General features: G+C 45.5%; 13 protein-coding genes, 2 tRNA genes, 2 rRNA genes and 1 pseudogene. 10 read left to right on the plus strand and 8 right to left on the minus strand.

Translation table 11 applies throughout. From position 1 onward, the window contains the following. Nucleotides 1-9: 9 nt before the first annotated feature. The 6 genes and pseudogenes from pcp to rfaH all read right to left on the minus strand — a co-directional run bounded on the left by pcp (nucleotide 10) and on the right by rfaH (nucleotide 4,153). Nucleotides 10-657, minus strand: coding sequence for a pyroglutamyl-peptidase I (gene pcp / locus BDD26_RS04385; protein ID WP_115825640.1), 648 nt, complete (start codon nucleotides 655-657; stop codon nucleotides 10-12). A gap of 64 nt (nucleotides 658-721) precedes the next feature. Next, on the minus strand, nucleotides 722-1,741 hold the full coding sequence (locus BDD26_RS04390; RefSeq protein WP_211305506.1) for a DUF979 domain-containing protein: 1,020 nt from the start codon (nucleotides 1,739-1,741) through the stop codon (nucleotides 722-724). Next, entirely contained in the window at nucleotides 1,738-2,481 is a 744-nt protein-coding gene (locus BDD26_RS04395; protein WP_038265816.1) for a DUF969 domain-containing protein, read from the minus strand. The genes BDD26_RS04390 and BDD26_RS04395 overlap by 4 nt, the downstream gene beginning before the upstream one ends. 196 nt (nucleotides 2,482-2,677) lie before the next feature. Next, nucleotides 2,678-2,986, minus strand: a pseudogene (locus BDD26_RS04400) (helix-turn-helix transcriptional regulator); the annotation flags it as partial. Between the two features lie 29 nt (nucleotides 2,987-3,015). After that, a complete protein-coding gene (locus BDD26_RS04405; RefSeq protein WP_115825642.1) occupies nucleotides 3,016-3,483 on the minus strand; it encodes an IS1 family transposase in 468 nt (155 codons plus the stop codon). Between the two features lie 181 nt (nucleotides 3,484-3,664). Next, on the minus strand, nucleotides 3,665-4,153 hold the full coding sequence (gene rfaH, locus BDD26_RS04410; protein WP_038262939.1) for a transcription/translation regulatory transformer protein RfaH: 489 nt from the start codon (nucleotides 4,151-4,153) through the stop codon (nucleotides 3,665-3,667). A 567-nt stretch (nucleotides 4,154-4,720) separates the two neighbouring features. Between rfaH and ubiD the strand changes: the two genes are divergently transcribed. Both ubiD and fre read left to right on the plus strand, forming a co-directional pair. Further along, complete coding sequence (gene ubiD, locus BDD26_RS04415; RefSeq protein WP_115827490.1) at nucleotides 4,721-6,193, plus strand: 4-hydroxy-3-polyprenylbenzoate decarboxylase; 1,473 nt, start codon at nucleotides 4,721-4,723, stop codon at nucleotides 6,191-6,193. A gap of 10 nt (nucleotides 6,194-6,203) precedes the next feature. After that, nucleotides 6,204-6,905 carry an NAD(P)H-flavin reductase gene (fre, locus tag BDD26_RS04420; RefSeq protein WP_115825643.1) on the plus strand — a complete coding sequence of 234 codons (702 nt, stop codon included), beginning with the start codon at nucleotides 6,204-6,206 and terminating at the stop codon, nucleotides 6,903-6,905. Nucleotides 6,906-7,163: 258 nt separating this feature from the next. Here fre and fadA read toward each other — a convergent pair whose 3' ends face one another. Both fadA and fadB read right to left on the minus strand, forming a co-directional pair. After that, complete coding sequence (gene fadA, locus BDD26_RS04425; RefSeq protein WP_115825644.1) at nucleotides 7,164-8,327, minus strand: acetyl-CoA C-acyltransferase FadA; 1,164 nt, start codon at nucleotides 8,325-8,327, stop codon at nucleotides 7,164-7,166. Between the two features lie 11 nt (nucleotides 8,328-8,338). Next, nucleotides 8,339-10,525 (minus strand): fatty acid oxidation complex subunit alpha FadB, encoded by a 2,187-nt coding sequence (gene fadB, locus BDD26_RS04430; RefSeq protein WP_115825645.1) that lies wholly within the window; start codon nucleotides 10,523-10,525, stop codon nucleotides 8,339-8,341. Between the two features lie 271 nt (nucleotides 10,526-10,796). Between fadB and pepQ the strand changes: the two genes are divergently transcribed. From pepQ to BDD26_RS04470, 8 genes are all read left to right on the plus strand, one after another. Then, complete coding sequence (gene pepQ / locus BDD26_RS04435; protein WP_038262947.1) at nucleotides 10,797-12,131, plus strand: Xaa-Pro dipeptidase; 1,335 nt, start codon at nucleotides 10,797-10,799, stop codon at nucleotides 12,129-12,131. Next, nucleotides 12,131-12,742 carry an IMPACT family protein gene (locus tag BDD26_RS04440; protein WP_038262949.1) on the plus strand — a complete coding sequence of 204 codons (612 nt, stop codon included), beginning with the start codon at nucleotides 12,131-12,133 and terminating at the stop codon, nucleotides 12,740-12,742. Before pepQ ends, BDD26_RS04440 begins: the two co-directional genes overlap by 1 nt. A 37-nt stretch (nucleotides 12,743-12,779) precedes the next feature. Then, the gene (gene trkH / locus BDD26_RS04445) at nucleotides 12,780-14,231 is read left to right on the plus strand and encodes a Trk system potassium transporter TrkH (protein ID WP_115825646.1); all 1,452 of its coding nucleotides are present in this window, start codon (nucleotides 12,780-12,782) and stop codon (nucleotides 14,229-14,231) included. 35 nt (nucleotides 14,232-14,266) lie between these two features. After that, on the plus strand, nucleotides 14,267-14,794 hold the full coding sequence (gene hemG, locus BDD26_RS04450; RefSeq protein ID WP_115825647.1) for a menaquinone-dependent protoporphyrinogen IX dehydrogenase: 528 nt from the start codon (nucleotides 14,267-14,269) through the stop codon (nucleotides 14,792-14,794). Between the two features lie 412 nt (nucleotides 14,795-15,206). Then, nucleotides 15,207-16,751: ribosomal RNA gene (locus BDD26_RS04455) — 16S ribosomal RNA — on the plus strand. Between the two features lie 68 nt (nucleotides 16,752-16,819). Beyond that, nucleotides 16,820-16,896 (plus strand) — tRNA-Ile (locus tag BDD26_RS04460). A 131-nt stretch (nucleotides 16,897-17,027) separates the two neighbouring features. After that, nucleotides 17,028-17,103: transfer RNA gene (locus tag BDD26_RS04465), tRNA-Ala, on the plus strand. Between the two features lie 174 nt (nucleotides 17,104-17,277). Then, nucleotides 17,278-20,287: ribosomal RNA gene (locus BDD26_RS04470) — 23S ribosomal RNA — on the plus strand. Together the 16S and 23S rRNA genes with 2 tRNA genes alongside form the textbook arrangement of a ribosomal RNA operon. Nucleotides 20,288-20,332 lie beyond the last annotated feature (45 nt).

Here is a 20,332-nt window from a genome sequence, read left to right on the forward strand (position 1 = left end):
GTGGCAAACTTAATGAGTTGTACCACCTGTCACAACAATATCCGATTTATTTTTCCAGGCTATCTCAATAGCTGTTTTCAATGCGATAGTCATTGTTTCCAGAGACATACTTGGCATTTTAATATGCTCTGCTGCTTGTTGCGGTAAATAAGGAACATGGATAAATCCTCCACGAACAGTTGGGTATTTGTGTGACAGATAATGTAATAAGCCATACATCACATGGTTACAGACAAAAGTACCGGCTGTTTGAGAGACATAAGCTGGAATACCTGCTGTCTTCAGTTCATTGACTATTGCTTTGATAGGGAGGCTGGAGAAATAAGCCGCAGGGCCTCCGGCAATAACGGGGGTATCAATTGGCTGTTTACCTGCATTATCAGCAATTCTGGCATCGTTAATATTGATTGCGACCCGCTCTATGCTGATATTTGTCCTGCCTCCTGCCAGCCCGACAGAAATTACCACTTCTGGCTGATAATTATCAATAGCGGCATAAAATTGTTCCAGTGAAGTATCAAAAATACAGGAGAGTTGCTGAATTTCAATATTTACATCGGCAATTTGGTTACCTTGTAGTGGTTTTATTGCTTCCCATGAAGGATTGATGGTTTCGCTCCCAAAAGGCTCAAAACCAGTGATTAAAATTGTTTTCATAGTTGTTTCCTGTCGTTATTTTATAAATATGTTTTTATAACTAATGTATTTATAACTAATTGTTTTATATAAACATCAGAAAATAGAGTAAAAACACGTTGGTAATCAGCAAAATACATCCCGTAGGAATTTGCGCCTTAATAACGGCATTTCGATCTGGCAGCTCCAATAGCGCGGCAGGGACGAGATTAAAATTTGCTGCCATTGGTGTCATCAACGTACCACAATAGCCGGAAAACATCCCGATTGCTGCCATCACTGCCGGATTGCCTCCATGTTGCAAGATCAGAATAGGAATACCAATTCCCGCTGTCACAATGGGAAAAGCAGCAAAAGCATTTCCCATGATCATGGTCAGTAATGCCATGCAAAATACATACGTGATTGCAGCGATAAATCGGTTATCGACAGCCAGATAACTCTCCGTCAGATGGGAAATAATTGTGCCCACGCCTGCGGCAGTAAACAGTAATCCGAGAGTTGCCAGAATTTGCGGTAAAATGAACACACAGCCGATAGAGCCCAACAATCGGCGAGTTTCTTGCATAGGCTGCATGATTTTTTCGTGGGTGATATATATGGTGATGACCAATGCGATCAGACAGCCGAGGCTAATAGAAAACAGTGTAACCAGCGTTGTATGATTACCTTCGCCAAAAATGGCTCGTTCTAATTCTGGGACATGATTAAACAGCAAAACGCCAATCATAGTGATAACGGGAATAAGCACAGCGGGTAAAAATAAGCGATTGCCGAGACGAGCTGCACTTTCCTGCCGCTGTTTTGGTGTAGGTTGGTGGTAGTTACCTAAACGTACTCCACCAAACCCTGCCAGCAGAGCCATTACCACCATCAGAATTCCCACTCCGATATGGACAATTCTTGTTGCATGAGTTTCGTTGCTGATCCAGATCTCTATCAGACGGTAGCTCCAGTCTCCCAATAGAAAAATAAAGCCATAAAGTCCCCAAAACAGGCCGGTAGTCAAGCGACGGGGATTGGCTTTATCGCGCCAGGACATTACAGTAACGATAAGTAAAATAACCCCTGCTAAGTAGTAGAGATACTGTAATTGAAACATTATCTTGCCTCCTTACTGGCCTGCTTTATCGGGTTTAAAGGCGTCTGGTTCAGGGAAGCAATTTCTTTGGCAAGCCGATTATCAAGGCGATAGAGCCTAACTGAATGAATTAAAAAAGCACAAATAGCGGTCGGAATGCCCCACATGGCGATATGCAGAGGTTCAGTCTGGATGCCAGCGGAGTTCAGCATAAAATTGTGCATAAATATAATGGCACCGAATGCGACAAAAATATCTTCACCGAAAAATAATCCGGTATTATCTGTTGCAGCGGACATAGCACGGATCCGGTAACGGATATGGTCAGGCAAATCACCATATTGATTCTCGGCAGCCCCTTCTGCCATAGGTGCCAACAGTGGACGAACCATTTGTGGATGCCCGCCCAGACTGGTTAATCCCAGAGCAGCAGAGGTTTCACGTACAAATAAATAGATTATCAATAAACGTCCTGCTGTGGCGCTTTTGATATGGGCAATTGTACGTTGGGCTTGTTCTTTTAACCCATGCCTTTCCAGCAGACCGATGATGACTAAGGGCAGTAAAATAGTCAGCGATAGATTGAGTGTATTAAGAAACCCGGAACCGAGTTTTTCCAGAATATCGAGGATTGGCATACCGGCGGCTAACCCAGTAACCAGCCCTGCAATTGTTACAATCAAAACAGGATTGAGCCTCAGAATAAAACCGACCATGATGACTACGATCCCGATTAAGGGCCAAAAATTGATTGTGTACTGCATCTTTTACTTCCCCTTTGGATAAATGAAGTGTTGTTCTATTGTTGGTTTAAATTGCATGGATTGTTGTATTATTGTTTTAAATTGTTGAACAACAAATAGGTCGCGATCAAATAATGATCAATGCAAATTTGCATCAGATCGCGAAAATGGGATGCAGATCACTTGTTGGTTTGTGGGTATTGCCAATATCTGAAATTCAAATGAAAATACGGCTTTCGGGTTGTAAAAATCTTTCAGGTACATAGAGATCGAAATTATTCAGTCGACAGTATTCTTCCAATTGTTGAGCGGAGCTAACACCAACTTTTCTATATATTTGTGCTGTATAGTTTTCAACAGTACGATAGGAGATATTTAATATTCTACCAATTTGTTTACTGGTATATTTATGCAAAGAGAGAAAAATGGCATCCCATTCTCGTTGAGTAAATAAATTAGTAGGTGGCTGAAACATGATAGAAGCAGGGAGTTTCCCATGATATAAGCGGGTTAATGAATAATCTTGGGTTATGTATTAAATAGTCAGATCTCTTATTAAAAATAGTTCTCACGCTCAATGAAAGTACCAATCACTTTATCGTGCATTTCCTCTGATTTAGAATACTCTATCGTTTTTCGATTCAGTCTTTTTATCCGGGTTCGATGGGTTAAATTGTTTCTTTCTAAACGTTGGGTGAATGTCTTCCCGGTCAGGTGTTCTTCTTCCGGGAGGCTGTCATACACCGCATAATCATCCGTACAATAAAACCGAATATGAAAGGGCGATAAAAGGGTAAGCAGATTGTCTAATGTTTTCCGGCTGCGCTCCCCAAAAACATGCGCCACTATTTCGATAATCTGTTCTTTAACGCCGGGTTTACAGGCTTGATAGGTGTATTCCAACTGAAAGACCTTACAGCAGGCATAACAGCGATAACGGGGATGGCCGCCATTTCCTTTTCCATGCCCTTTGACCTGTTCTGATGTGTGACAATAACGACAATAAACGTCAACTTTAGCCATACTCCACCCTTAAAAAGTCAGAGCATATCACAATCACTAACTATTCAATACATGACCCACTATATAACCTTTAATAGTTATTGGTTATTTTTTGCTATGATTTTAATGAGAAAAACCGCCACAAATATCCCTTACTCAAAAATGGAGGTATTTATGACGGTCTGACAAGAATTCAATTGAATCAGACTTTAACGAACTGTTTATTATCCAACACCTTGGAGACTTCTTTATTGAGTATATTCAACAGAAGAATAGAACGGGTTTCTCCATCCGGTTCATTATAAATGGCCTGAATACCTTCAAAAATACCTTCAGTTATCAGTACAGTATCACCAGAAACAGGAGTTTCTGGTGCGGTAAATTCCTGTTCGGTTGCGCTCATCAATTCATCGATTAACGGTTGTGGAACAATAGCTGGATATGTACTAAAGCGGATAAAATGATTGACTCCACGTGTTGAATTGACGGTAGTGGTATGAATAACCTCCGGATCAAAATTCACAAAGAGGTAGTTCGGAAAGAGGGGTTCGGTTACGGTTGTCCTTTTGCCCCGAACGATTTTTTCAATTTTGGCTGTGGGTGTCAGGCAAATAACATCTTGTCGCTCCAGGTTTTCTATCGCCCGGGAGATTTGCCCGCGTTTACAGTAAAGAAGATACCAATTTCCCATAATATTCCGACTCCATTACACAATGTACTTAGCATAACAAAACCGATATACCAGGATCATCTATAAAGTGAAGCGTAACAAAACTGATATACAAGGATCACCTATAAAGTGAAAACGCGTTTAGCAAAAAAAACATGGTCTTATAGCCAGTAGGTATTTCTTGTCAGTAAAAGTTCATGTTTTATAGCATTTAACTGCACATTGACCACTTTTATGTATGCTTATTAATTTATTTTGTTTTTATAGATGAAATCAACAAAGGATTTACCATTCAAATCAATTGAATTATATCAATAGGTATATCGAAAAGATCCATGCTAAAAGAATAGCACTATTTTCAGTGACAGAAATGGAAGGTTTAAAATCTTTTAGCATAATGAACAGTTTTCTGAACAATTTGACAGACAGGTATGGGGTCTGGGTAATGTTTCATTATATCTCAGCAACCTAATCCACAAGATTACAATAAACTCATTGATTTTTAGAAAGTTATGAGTTTACCTTGTAACCTTTATGGGAAGGCTTATAATGTTTCTCCCTCCTTGCAAACTGGCACAATTGAACAATATGAAATACCGCGATCTGAGAGAGTTTCTTTCCCTGCTGGAGCAATCTGGTGAATTAAAACGAATTCGTATGGAAGTTGATCCTTATCTGGAAATGACAGAAATCGCGGATCGTACTCTTCGTGCCGGTGGCCCTGCTTTGTTGTTTGAAAACCCAAAGGGATATTCAATGCCAGTTTTATGTAATCTGTTCGGTACTCCTAAGCGGGTTGCGATGGGAATGGGGCAGGATGATGTTAAGGCGTTGCACGATGTTGGCAAATTATTGGCTTTCCTTAAAGAGCCTGAGCCACCGAAAGGTTTTCGTGACCTGGTAGGTAAGCTGCCAAAATTCAAACAAATTTTGAATATGTCAACTAAGCGTCTTAGTTCTGCGCCTTGTCAGGAACAGGTTTGGGAGGGGGATGAAGTTGATTTGACCCGTATTCCTGTGATGCACTGCTGGCCCGAAGATGTTGCGCCTCTGATAACATGGGGGTTGACTGTAACCAAAGGGCCAAATAAAGAGCGTCAGAATCTGGGTATCTATCGTCAGCAGGTTTTGGGGAAAAATAAACTTATCATGCGGTGGTTATCACACCGTGGTGGTGCGCTTGATTTTCAGGAATGGTGTCAGGCACACCCAGGTGAGCGATTCCCTGTTGCTGTTGCACTGGGAGCTGATCCTGCCACAATCTTGGCGGCTGTCACTCCTATCCCTGATACGTTGTCTGAATATGCTTTTGCCGGGCTGTTACGTGGGCATAAAACAGAAGTGGTGAAATGTTTATCCAATGATTTGGAAGTGCCTGCGAGTGCTGAAATTATCCTTGAAGGGTATATCGAGCCGGGCGAAATGGCTCCAGAAGGGCCGTATGGTGACCACACTGGTTATTATAATGAAGTAGATATGTTTCCGGTATGGACCATTACACACGTTACTCAGCGCCGTGATGCCATCTATCACTCCACTTATACAGGACGTCCACCGGATGAGCCTGCTGTATTGGGAGTGGCATTGAATGAAGTGCTGGTCCCAATTCTGCAAAAGCAATTTCCTGAAATTGTCGATTTTTATCTACCGCCGGAAGGATGTTCTTATCGGCTTGCTGTCGTTACGATTAAAAAACAATATGCAGGGCATGCCAAGCGAGTCATGATGGGGGTCTGGTCATATCTGCGACAATTTATGTACACAAAATTTGTTATTGTCTGCGATGATGATATTAATGCGCGAGATTGGAATGATGTCATCTGGGCAATAACGACGCGAATGGATCCGCAACGGGATACTGTCTTAATAGAAAATACACCAATCGACTATCTCGATTTTGCATCACCGGTTTCTGGGCTTGGCTCAAAAATGGGATTGGATGCAACAAATAAATGGCCGGGAGAAACACAAAGGGAGTGGGGACGTTCGATAGTCATGAGTGATGAAATCCGGGCGCGTGTCGATGAGATTTGGGATCAATTAGATATTTTGAAGCGATAAGAGGGAACGCATGACAACACTAAGCTGTAAAGTAACATCGGTTGACTCCATTACAGATACAGTTTATCGGGTTCGTTTATTACCTGATTCGCCTTTTTCTTTTCGTGCAGGACAATACCTTATGGTGGTTATGGATGAGCGAGATAAACGTCCTTTCTCCATGGCATCACCGCCATCAGAAAAACAGACGATTGAATTGCATATAGGTGCTTCTGAATTAAATCTGTATGCAATGGCGGTGATGGACAGGATCCTGGATCAGAAAGTTATTGATATTGATATTCCACACGGGCAAGCATGGTTTCGTGAAGATAGTAAAAACCCGATGCTATTGGTTGCAGGAGGAACAGGGTTTTCTTATACCCGTTCTATCTTACTGGCCGCATTGGAAAAAGATCCTAACCACGAGATTGCAATTTACTGGGGTGGCCGCGAATTGCAGCATCTCTACGATTTAGGAGAATTGCAGGCACTGAGTGAATGTTATCCTAATTTAACTGTTGTTCCTGTAGTTGAACAGATTGATGAGAATTGGCATGGAAGAACGGGGACTGTATTAAGTGCCGTTCTGGAAGATTTTGGCAGTTTGGCTCCGTATGATATCTATATAGCAGGCCGTTTTGAGATGGCTAAAATTGCCCGTGAACGGTTTTGTAGTGAACGTGATGCTTGCATCGATCGCATGTATGGTGATGCATTCGAGTTTATCTGAGCCAGTCGTTATACTTCTCACTTTTCAGGTGTCTTGGTACGAGTATTCACCCCAGTTACATAGTTAGCTATGCCTCTGGGGAATCATCTATTACTCCCCTGATACAATTTGAACTCTATCAAATATAAGAGATAAAAAAAACCCGCCCCTGACAGGCGGGAAACTACGGCAACAACTTATTAGAGTGATGCAATAGATAAGACAGACAAGGGGAAAATACTCACAAATAATCGTCAGATAACTCCAATAACTCAACAACTAGACTCTTTCAACAATCGTGGCAATGCCTTGACCCAACCCTATGCACATTGTTGCCAACCCGAATTGGACATCTTTACGCTCCATTAAGTTCAGCAAGGTTGTCGTGATACGAGCGCCAGAGCAACCCAATGGGTGACCGAGAGCAATAGCACCACCATTCAGGTTGATTCTGTCGTCCATACTATCCAGCAATTTCAGACCTTTTATACAAGCCAGAGATTGAGCTGCAAATGCTTCGTTTAACTCAATCATGCCAATATCTGAAAGATTCAAGCCTGCTTTTTTCAATGCCATTTGTGTCGCAGGTACAGGACCATAACCCATGATAGAAGGATCACAGCCGACGACTGCCATTGAACGGATACGGGCACGGGGTGTTAACCCTAATTCACGAGCTTTACTTTCACTCATGATTAACATCGCAGATGCACCATCTGAAAGCGCGGAAGAGTTGCCTGCGGTCACACTGCCTGTGACGGGATCAAAGACGGGACGCAGGGCAGCCAAGTCTTTCAGGTTAGTATCGGGGCGGATCACTTCATCAAAATCGATGAGTTTCAGATTACCATCAGCGTCATGCCCTTGGATTGATGCGATTTCGCCAGCAAAGGCTTTTGACTCTGTTGCTTGTGCAGCGCGCTGGTGTGAACGCATGGCGAATTCATCCTGCATTTCGCGGCTGATACCGTGCATTTTCGCCAGCATTTCAGCGGTCAAACCCATCACCCCAGCCGCTTTTGCTACATTACGACTTAACTTAGGATGGAAATCGACACCATGAGTCATCGGTACATGTCCCATATGTTCAACACCACCAATCAATGCAATGTTGGCATCACCCGTCATGATCATGTGGGCACCATCGTGTAACGATTGCATTGAAGAGCCGCACAGACGGTTTACTGTAACAGCAGGAACTGAGTGAGGGATCCCGGCCAGTAAGGCCGAGTTACGGGCAATATTGAAGCCTTGTTCCAGTGTTTGTTGTACACAGCCCCAAGAAATATCGTCGATATGTTCAGGTTGTACTGACGGATTGCGTTTGAGTATCGATTTCATCAAATGTGCAGAGAGATCTTCGGCACGGATCTGACGGAATACTCCACCTTTTGAGCGCCCCATAGGGGTACGGATACCATCAATAATGACTACGTTTTCCATGTTTTCAGACCTCACGCTGTTTCACCGGGATTAACAGCAAGTTTTGCTGCGGCAGGGTAGTAACTTTCATTGCTCTCAGCTTTCGCTTTCAGGCCGGCTGGAACTTGATAAAGTGCGCCTAAATGGGCATAACTTTCAGCCAATTTCACATAAGCTGCGGTTCCCATTGCATCCAAATAGCGGAAAACACCACCGTGGAATGGAGGGAAGCCTAAACCATAAACTAGTGCCATATCTGCTTCCGCAGGGCTGGCAATAACACCTTCTTCCAGACAGCGAACAACTTCGTTAATCATTGGGATCATGGTACGGGCAATGATCTCTTCGCCAGAGAAAGTCTGTTTAGGTTGACTAACATCTGCCAATAATTGATCTGTGGTTTCGTCTTGCTCTTTTTTCGGTTTGCCTTTTTTATCTTGGGTGTATTTATAAAAACCAATACCATTTTTCTGGCCATAACGTTGGTTTTCAAACAATACATCAATGGCATCCCGGTAATCTCGGCTCATACGATCAGGGAAACCTTGTGCCATAACACTCTGGGCATGGTGAGCAGTATCGATACCAACAACATCAATGAGATAAGCAGGGCCCATTGGCCAGCCAAATTCTTTTTCCATGATTTTGTCGATTTGACGGAAATCACCGCCGTCGCGCAATAACATGCCGAAGCCAGCCAGATAAGGGAATAGGACACGGTTTACGAAAAATCCCGGGCAGTCATTGACAACGATTGGCGTTTTACCCATCTTGCTGGCGTAAGCGACAACAGTAGAAATTGTTTTGTCTGATGTTTTTTCCCCACGAATGATCTCAACCAATGGCATGCGGTGAACCGGGTTGAAGAAGTGCATACCACAGAAGTTTTCTGGCCGTTTCAGGGACTTTGCCAGTTCAGTGATTGGAATTGTAGAGGTGTTAGATGCCAGAATGCAGTCATCATTAATATGGGATTCTGTTTCTGCCAGAACTGCGGCTTTAATTTTCGGATTTTCAATGACGGCTTCAACAACAACTTGTGACTGTTCAATGCCAGCATAATTCAGGGTTGGTTGAATGGATGACAGCATCTTAGCCATCTTCATCGCATCCAGGCGTCCGCGTTCAAATTGCTTATTCAACAGCTTAGCTGCTTCATTAATACCTAAATCCAGCGCTTTCTGATTAATATCTTTCATCAGCACTGGAACACCCTTACGTGCTGATTGATAAGCGATACCGCCCCCCATAATGCCAGCACCGAGAACGGCTGCGTGCTGAGGAGTGGATACTTCCTTCAGATGTTTTTTTGCCAGACCTTTTACATATTGGTCATTCAGGAAAATGCCGACCAAAGCGCGAGCAACGGAAGTGTGTGCTAATGCAACAAAACTTTCGCTTTCCAGTTTCAATGCTTCATCACGACCCAATGTGGCAGCTTTCTCAATGGTTTTCACGGCAGTAATTGGAGCAGGGTAATGAGGGCCTGCAACTTTCATTACCATACCTTTTGCCACGGTGAAGCTCATAGTGCGCTCAACTTCGTTGAGTTTCAGTGGTGACAGCTTAGGCTGGCGGGCAGCTTTCCAGTCCAAGTCACCTTTGATGGCTTGTTCCAAAATAGAAACAGCAGCCTCAGCAAGTTTTTCAGCAGGGACAACCGCGTCCACTAAACCGTTTTTCAGTGCTTCTTCTGCACTGATATCTTTGCCTGCGGTAATAATCTCAAGGGCATTATCAGTACCAATTAGGCGTGGCATACGGACGGAGCCACCGAAGCCCGGCATAATGCCCAGTTTAGTTTCTGGCAAACCAATTCGAAGATCTGGTGACGCAATACGGAAATCAGTGGCAAGTACCAGCTCACAACCACCGCCAAGCGCATACCCATTAATTGCAGAGACTGTAGGAACAGGTAGATCTTCAATTCGGTTGAAAATATTGTTAGCGAGATTCAGTAGTTCACGAAGTTTTTCTGCTGGTGCGCTGAATAAGGATAAAAATTCGGTGATATCTGCACCAACAATAAAGGCCTGTTTTTCAGAACGTATTAACAGCCCTTTTAATTCAGATTGTTGCTCAAGGGTAGCAACGGCTTTATCTAGTGATGCAACAGTTTTTGTATCTAATTTATTAATTGCAGCTGGTGCATTGAAGATCAGTTCTGCAATGCCATCTTTCAGCCAGTTTACTTGAATAGTTTCACTTAGGTAGAGCATATCATTCTCCTCAATGAGTGCATACCATCTGGTATGACCAGATGCAGTTGATTGTGATTAGTGTGTTAAGTGAATGCAAATCAATGATTAATTTTTTGTAGAGCGGATCACAGGTAAGATTTATGATGGGTAGTGATATTTTTTATTATTGCATTGAAAAATATAAATATTATCAGTTAATTCCTATGAAATAGATTTTCTGCTATGGCACTAAAAAAAAGGAATTGTGATAAAATTTAAATTCCGGCCAGATAACCTAAAGGCTAATAAAATGGAAAAGTTGGCATCTCTGTACCAAGAACATATTAAAATATTGCAAAAACGTGCCAGAGAAATATTGGCACGCAGTCAGCTAGACGCCCTGCTTATTCACTCTGGTGAGTTATTACGCGTGTTTCTTGATGATAGCCATTATCCTTTCAAGGCAAATGCGCATTTCAAAGCATGGGTTCCTGTAACCAATGTACCGAATTGCTGGTTATGGATCGATGGTATTAATAAACCCAAGCTATGGTTTTACTCACCGGTGGATTATTGGCACAGTGTGGAACCGTTGCCCCATGGTTATTGGACTGAAGAAGTCGAAATGATTCATTTGGCTAAGGCTGATGATATCAAAACTGCACTGAATGGGTTACCAAAACAACATACGGCATATATCGGTGAGCAAGTCGAACGTGCAAAATCTCTGGGGCTCCTCAATCAAAATATCAACCCTAAAGTAGTTTTGGATTATTTAAGCTACCATCGTTCATATAAAACTGATTATGAACTGGCTTGTATGCGTGAAGCGCAAAAAACGGCTGTTAATGGTCATATGGCCGCACATGATGCATTTTTATCGGGTGTCAGTGAATTCGAAATCAATATGTTCTATTTAATAGCAACAGGCCACCGTGATACTGATGTTCCTTATAATAATATTATTGCCTTGAATGAAAACGCGGCAGTTTTGCATTACACAAAGTTACAACAGACCGTACCTTCTGAAATTCGCAGTTTTTTAATTGATGCCGGGGCGGAATATAATGGCTACGCTGCGGATATCACCCGAACTTATGCAGCAAAATCCAACAGCGAATTCGCCGCTCTGGTTAAAGGACTGAATGATGAGCAACAGGCGATCATAGCCACGATCAAAGCTGGTGGTCGATACACCGATTACCATATCAATATGCATCATCGTATAGCTAAGCTACTGAAAAAACACGATATCATTACTGGAATTAGTGAAGGTGTCATGGTTGAAAAAGGGCTAACAACGCCATTTTTCCCACATGGACTTGGTCATCAACTTGGCTTACAGGTGCATGATTCTGCTGGGTTTATGCAGGATGATAGCGGAACCCATCTGGCTGCGCCGGAAATGTATTCTTACCTGCGTTGTACTCGTATTTTAGAGCCGGGAATGGTTTTGACCATTGAGCCGGGTCTTTATTTCATTGAAACTCTATTAACGCCTTGGCGTGAAAGTGAATACAGCAAACATTTCGATTGGAAAAAAATCGATATGCTTAAGCCTTATGGCGGTATTCGCATTGAGGATAATATCGTTATTCACGATGGAAGAATTGAAAACATGACCAGAGATTTGCAGTTGTCGTAATGAAGCCTTATTTAATTCCTGCGGCTTCAGTCAGTTTTACTGAAGAAATAAAGAAAAGTCGTTTTATTACCCTGTTGGAACATACCAGCGGGGTAGATGAGGCAAAAGCATTTATCCAGGGTATCAAGGAACAATACCCTGATGCCCGGCATCACTGTTGGGCTTTTGTCGCAGGTGCGCCTGATGACTCTCAACAATTGGGGTTTTCAGATGATGGAGAGCCTACCGGAACTGCGGGTAAACCGATGATTGCACAGTTAATCGGGAGTGGCTTAGGAGAGATCACCGCAGTATCAGTTCGTTATTTTGGTGGTATTAAGCTTGGTACAGGTGGGTTGGTGAAAGCTTATGGCAGTGGCGTTCAGCAGGCACTTAAGCTATTGGAAAAAAAGTATAAAGTGCCGCAAAAACTGTATCAGTTACAGTGTGAATATGCACAAATTTCTATGGTAGAACAATTGTTACAGCAATTTTCAGGGCAAGTGCTCGCTAGTGAGTACACTGAAAATGTTACATTGCAAATATCATTACCTGCTACTCTTGCAGAAGAAATAAGTAATAGATTACGCGACTTAAGTCGCGGTACGCTTTTTTTAACGTCAAAAAAATAACTGTTTTGTCATACAGGATTTCGAAGGAACCTGCTGAATGCATTTTCGCACCATAACTCGTATTGTCGGGCTACTTGTTATTATTTTCTCTGTCACAATGATTATTCCGGGGTTGGTGGCATTGATTTACCGAGATGGTGCAGGCAGAGCTTTTAGTCAGACATTCATCTTTGCGCTCTTCATTGGTTTAATACTATGGATACCCAATCGGGAACAAAAACATGAATTGAAACCTAAAGAGGGTTTCCTGATTGTTGTTCTGTTCTGGACAGTATTGGGCAGTGTTGGAGCATTACCCTTTATTTTTTCTGAAAAACCTAACCTTTCGGTTACAGATGCTTTTTTTGAATCCTTTTCTGGCCTGACAACAACAGGGGCGACGACGCTTGTTGGTCTTGATTCTCTTCCTAAGGCAATTCTCTTTTATCGGCAAATGCTGCAATGGTTGGGGGGAATGGGAATTATTGTATTGGCTGTTGCGATCCTGCCTTTGTTGGGCGTTGGTGGAATGCAGCTTTATCGGGCTGAAATGCCGGGGCCGTTAAAAGATAATAAAATGCGTCCTCGTATTGCGGAAACAGCTAAAACCCTTTGGCTGATTTATGTCTTATTGACCATTGCCTGTGCGATTGCGCTATGGGCAGCGGGAATGTCGGTTTTTGATGCGATTTCTCATAGCTTTTCTACCATCGCAATCGGTGGATTTTCAACACACGATGCCAGCGTGGGATTTTTCAATAGCCCGACAATTAATACTATTATTGCGATCTTTCTGCTGATTTCCGGTTGTAACTTCGGCCTGCATTTTGCTGTGCTTTCCGGGCGAAGTTTGACAGTCTACTGGCGTGACCCTGAATTTCGCATGTTTATCAGTATCCAGTTAGCATTAGTCGTACTGTGTACACTGGTTTTATGGCAGCATTCTGTTTATGAATCCAAATTAAATGCACTTAATCATGCTTTCTTCCAGGTTGTTTCAATGGCAACGACGGCTGGGTTTACAACAGACAGTTTTGCCAGGTGGCCTCTGTTTCTGCCGTTTTTACTATTATGCTCTGCATTTATTGGTGGATGTGCCGGATCAACTGGTGGTGGTTTGAAAGTCATCCGTATTTTGCTCCTATTTCTACAAGGCTCCCGCGAACTGAAACGTCTGGTGCATCCGAACGCGGTATATACTATTAAATTGGGACGTCGGGCATTGCCGGAAAAAATTATTGAAGCAGTCTGGGGGTTTTTCTCCGCTTACGCATTGGTTTTCATCATTAGTATGTTGCTACTGATAGCAACGGGTGTTGATGAATTCTCTGCCTTTTCGGCTATTGCCGCAACATTGAATAACCTGGGGCCAGGATTGGGAACTGTAGCGGATAACTTCACTACGATGAATCCGACAGCCAAGTGGATATTGGTAGTAACGATGTTGTTTGGACGTTTGGAAGTTTTCACTTTATTAGTCCTATTTACACCAACTTTCTGGCGCGACTAATTATGAGATGATTCGTTATTTAAAAGGACGTATCTATGAACTACTTACTGCTCTATTCCACACAGGATGGACAGACTAAGAAAATTATTACTCATATCGCGGAAAATATTCGTCGTGCCGGTATAGGATGTGATTTGAGGGATCTTGCTACAGTTAAGCACATGAATTTGGCTCCTTACCATAAAGTGATGGTAGGAGCCTCAATACGTTATGGTCACTTTAATTCTGCGTTGTATAAGTTTGTCACGAGCCATCAAAAGCAATTGAATCAAATGCCGACAGCATTCTTTAGTGTCAATTTAACCGCGAGAAAACCAGAAAAAAGTACACCGGAAACGAATGCCTATTTACGCAAGTTCTTGACAAAAAGCCCGTGGAAGCCAGATTTGTGTGATGTTTTTGCAGGAGCTTTGCTTTATCCCCGTTATCGTTGGTTTGATCGCATCATGATTCAATTCATTATGCGCATGACGGGAGGAGAAACGGATACAACCAAAGAGGTTGAATACACCGATTGGGCTAAAGTAGATCATTTCTCAGAGATGTTTTTACAGTTAGCGTAATCAAAAAGCGCCTTAAAAGCGATCTATTCGCTGATTATTGCGTCGTTTTGAGGAAAAAAAACGCGAACAGAAAAAAAATGCAAAAAAACTATTGTCAGCGCCGGAAAACGCCCTATAATGCGCATCCGTTGTCACGACAAACACACAAACCAGTCGGGATGACAAGAGTTGAAAGCCGCGAAAATAAAGGCTTGACACGCTGAGAGGAAAGCGTAAAATACGCCGCCTCGCAACCCGGAACGGAAGTTCGGTTGCCTATGCTCTTTAACAAATTAATCAGACAATCTGTGTGGGCACTCGCAGGACACGATCAACGCCGCAAGGCGAAAAAGATTCAAGTCTTGAAGAGTGACTGAAACAGTTAATTCATTGCGATACTGAACAGTGAAATTCTTTGAGCATCAAACACTTTTAATTGAAGAGTTTGATCATGGCTCAGATTGAACGCTGGCGGCAGGCCTAACACATGCAAGTCGGGCGGTAACAGGAAAGGGCTTTTGCACTTTTGCTGACGAGCGGCGGACGGGTGAGTAATGTCTGGGGATCTGCCCGGTAGAGGGGGATAACCACTGGAAACGGTGGCTAATACCGCATAACCTCTCTGGAGCAAAGTGGGGGACCTTCGGGCCTCACGCTATCGGATGAACCCAGATGGGATTAGCTAGTAGGTGGGGTAAGGGCTCACCTAGGCGACGATCCCTAGCTGGTCTGAGAGGATGACCAGCCACACTGGGACTGAGACACGGCCCAGACTCCTACGGGAGGCAGCAGTGGGGAATATTGCACAATGGGCGCAAGCCTGATGCAGCCATGCCGCGTGTATGAAGAAGGCCTTCGGGTTGTAAAGTACTTTCAGCGGGGAGGAAGGCGTGAGTCTGAACAGGGCTCACGATTGACGTTACCCGCAGAAGAAGCACCGGCTAACTCCGTGCCAGCAGCCGCGGTAATACGGAGGGTGCAAGCGTTAATCGGAATTACTGGGCGTAAAGCGCACGCAGGCGGCCAATTAAGTTAGATGTGAAATCCCCGGGCTTAACCCGGGAACGGCATCTAAGACTGGTTGGCTGGAGTCTCGTAGAGGGGGGTAGAATTCCACGTGTAGCGGTGAAATGCGTAGAGATGTGGAGGAATACCGGTGGCGAAGGCGGCCCCCTGGACGAAGACTGACGCTCAGGTGCGAAAGCGTGGGGAGCAAACAGGATTAGATACCCTGGTAGTCCACGCCGTAAACGATGTCGATTTGGAGGTTGTGCCCTTGAGGTGTGGCTTCCGGAGCTAACGCGTTAAATCGACCGCCTGGGGAGTACGGTCGCAAGATTAAAACTCAAATGAATTGACGGGGGCCCGCACAAGCGGTGGAGCATGTGGTTTAATTCGATGCAACGCGAAGAACCTTACCTACTCTTGACATCCACGGAATTTGGCAGAGATGCTGAAGTGCCTTCGGGAACCGTGAGACAGGTGCTGCATGGCTGTCGTCAGCTCGTGTTGTGAAATGTTGGGTTAAGTCCCGCAACGAGCGCAACCCTTATCCTTTGTTGCCAGCACGTGATGGTGGGAACTCAAGGGAGACTGCCGGTGATAAACCGGAGGAAGGTGGGGATGACGTCAAGTCATCATGGCCCAGACGAGTAGGGCTACACACGTGCTACAATGGCGGATACAAAGAGAAGCGACCTCGCGAGAGCAAGCGGAACTCATAAAGTCTGTCGTAGTCCGGATTGGAGTCTGCAACTCGACTCCATGAAGTCGGAATCGCTAGTAATCGTAGATCAGCATGCTACGGTGAATACGTTCCCGGGCCTTGTACACACCGCCCGTCACACCATGGGAGTGGGTGGCAAAAGAAGTCGGTAGCTTAACCTGCGGGAGGGCGCTGACCACTTTGTGACTCATGACTGGGGTGAAGTCGTAACAAGGTAACCGTAGGGGAACCTGCGGTTGGATCACCTCCTTAACCGAATGATGGTAGCTTGTGAGTGTTCACACAGATTGTCTGATGAAAGAAAGAGACGGTATCGGCACAGGCTTGTAGCTCAGGTGGTTAGAGCGCACCCCTGATAAGGGTGAGGTCGGTGGTTCAAGTCCACTCAGGCCTACCAATTCTGCTTGTCCTTGGATCTTCAGGCGCTGCGTGACTCATGTGCTTACGCACACGGCGTGACTCGCGTTGAAAGCTTCGGTGGTTAAGCGAATTGAGCAGGATGCTGATACATGATAATACATGATATCTGGGGCTATAGCTCAGCTGGGAGAGCGCCTGCCTTGCACGCAGGAGGTCAGCGGTTCGATCCCGCTTAGCTCCACCATTTATCTGCTCTTAACCTGATTTCAGAATATATTGAGAATCATCAGTGTATTGTGAAATATTTGCTCTTTAACAATCTGGAACAAGCTGAAAATTTGAAACCATCAATAGGGTCCTTGACGATATTGATGCGTCTCTCAACATACTCCAATTCGAAGACACCTTCGGGTTGTGAGGTTAAGCGACTAAGCGTACACGGTGGATGCCTAGGCAGTCAGAGGCGATGAAGGACGTGCTAATCTGCGAAAAGCGCCGGTGAGCTGATATGAAGCCCTATCAGCCGGCGATATCCGAATGGGGAAACCCAGTGCAATCCGTTGCACTATCATTCACTGAATCCATAGGTGAATGAGGCGAACCGGGGGAACTGAAACATCTCAGTACCCCGAGGAAAAGAAATCAACCGAGATTCCCCCAGTAGCGGCGAGCGAACGGGGAGCAGCCCAGAGCCATCAACAATATCAGCGCCAGGAGAACGGTCTGGAAAGGCCGGCAGTAAAGGGTGACAGCCCCGTATCCGAAGGCGCCGGTATTGCGAGCTCGAAGAGTAGGGCGGGACACGTGGTATCCTGTCTGAAGATGGGGGGACCATCCTCCAAGGCTAAATACTCCTGACTGACCGATAGTGAACCAGTACCGTGAGGGAAAGGCGAAAAGAACCCCGGCGAGGGGAGTGAAAGAGAACCTGAAACCGTGTACGTACAAGCAGTGGGAGCCCCACCACTAAGCCAGTGGTGAACTCCGCAACGCATCTTTTGTTTGATGCCGGTTGGCGAAGCGACGCGCCGCCCAACCGACAAAATCAGGCAGAGGGGGCTTAGTGGTGGGGTGACTGCGTACCTTTTGTATAATGGGTCAGCGACTTATATTCTGTAGCAAGGTTAACCGCATAGGGGAGCCGCAGGGAAACCGAGTCTTAACTGGGCGCGAAGTTGCAGGGTATAGACCCGAAACCCGGTGAGCTAGCCATGGGCAGGTTGAAGGTTGGGTAACACTAACTGGAGGACCGAACCGACTAATGTTGAAAAATTAGCGGATGACTTGTGGCTGGGGGTGAAAGGCCAATCAAACCGGGAGATAGCTGGTTCTCCCCGAAAGCTATTTAGGTAGCGCCTCGTGAATTCATCTCCGGGGGTAGAGCACTGTTTCGGCTAGGGGGTCATCCCGACTTACCAACCCGATGCAAACTGCGAATACCGGAGAATGTTATCACGGGAGACACACGGCGGGTGCTAACGTCCGTCGTGGAGAGGGAAACAACCCAGACCGCCAGCTAAGGTCCCCAAGTCATGGTTAAGTGGGAAACGAAGTGGGAAGGCTCAGACAGCCAGGATGTTGGCTTAGAAGCAGCCATCATTTAAAGAAAGCGTAATAGCTCACTGGTCGAGTCGGCCTGCGCGGAAGATGTAACGGGGCTAAACCATGCACCGAAGCTGCGGCAGCGATATAAATATATTGTTGGGTAGGGGAGCGTTCTGTAAGCCGGTGAAGGTGGGTCGTGAGGCCTGCTGGAGGTATCAGAAGTGCGAATGCTGACATAAGTAACGATAAAGCGGGTGAAAAACCCGCTCGCCGGAAGACCAAGGGTTCCTGTCCAACGTTAATCGGGGCAGGGTGAGTCGACCCCTAAGGCGAGGCCGAAAGGCGTAGTCGATGGGAAACAGGTTAATAGTCCTGTACTCGGTGTTACTGCGAAGGGGGGACGGAGAAGGCTAGGCCGGCCGGGCGACGGTTTGTCCCGGTTGAAGCGTGTAGGTGGGGTGACCTGGCAAATCCGGTCATCCATAACACTGAGGCGTGATAACGAGCCACTACGGTGGTGAAGTGGTTGATGCCCTGCTTCCAGGAAAAGCCTCTAAGCATCAGGTAACATTGAATCGTACCCCAAACCGACACAGGTGGTCAGGTAGAGAATACTCAGGCGCTTGAGAGAACTCGGGTGAAGGAACTAGGCAAAATGGTGCCGTAACTTCGGGAGAAGGCACGCTGGCATTAAGTGAAGGGCCGTGCGCCCGGAGCTGAAGCCAGTCGCAGAGACCAGCTGGCTGCAACTGTTTAATAAAAACACAGCACTGTGCCAACACGAAAGTGGACGTATACGGTGTGACGCCTGCCCGGTGCTGGAAGGTTAATTGATGGGGTTAGCGGCAACGCGACGCTCCTGATCGAAGCCCCAGTAAACGGCGGCCGTAACTATAACGGTCCTAAGGTAGCGAAATTCCTTGTCGGGTAAGTTCCGACCTGCACGAATGGCGTAATGATGGCCAGGCTGTCTCCACCCGAGACTCAGTGAAATTGAACTCGCTGTGAAGATGCAGTGTACCCGCGGCAAGACGGAAAGACCCCGTGAACCTTTACTATAGCTTGACACTGAACATGGAGCCTTGATGTGTAGGATAGGTGGGAGGCTTTGAAGTGTGGACGCCAGTCTGCATGGAGCCATCCTTGAAATACCACCCTTGAATGTTTGATGTTCTAACGTGGACCCGTTATCCGGGTTGCGGACAGTGTCTGGTGGGTAGTTTGACTGGGGCGGTCTCCTCCCAAAGCGTAACGGAGGAGCACGAAGGTTGGCTAATCACGGTCGGACATCGTGAGGTTAGTGCAAAGGCATAAGCCAGCTTGACTGCGAGCGTGACGGCGCGAGCAGGTACGAAAGTAGGTCTTAGTGATCCGGTGGTTCTGTATGGAAGGGCCATCGCTCAACGGATAAAAGGTACTCCGGGGATAACAGGCTGATACCGCCCAAGAGTTCATATCGACGGCGGTGTTTGGCACCTCGATGTCGGCTCATCACATCCTGGGGCTGAAGTAGGTCCCAAGGGTACGGCTGTTCGCCGTTTAAAGTGGTACGCGAGCTGGGTTTAGAACGTCGTGAGACAGTTCGGTCCCTATCTGCCGTGGGCGCTGGAAGATTGAAAGGGGCTGCTCCTAGTACGAGAGGACCGGAGTGGACGCACCACTGGTGTTCGGGTTGTCATGCCAATGGCATTGCCCGGTAGCTACGTGCGGCAGAGATAACCGCTGAAAGCATCTAAGCGGGAAACTTGCCTTAAGATGAGTCTTCCCTTGTCCCAGAGAGGACACATAAGGAACGTTCGAGACGAGGACGTGGATAGGCCGGGTGTGTAAGCGTAGCGATACGTTGAGCTAACCGGTACTAATGCTCCGAGAGGCTTAACCTGACAACACCGAAGGTGTTTTGGGGCCAAGAGACGAAAACAGTTTCA

The organism is Xenorhabdus cabanillasii, assembly GCF_003386665.1.
GTDB lineage: Bacteria > Pseudomonadota > Gammaproteobacteria > Enterobacterales > Enterobacteriaceae > Xenorhabdus > Xenorhabdus cabanillasii.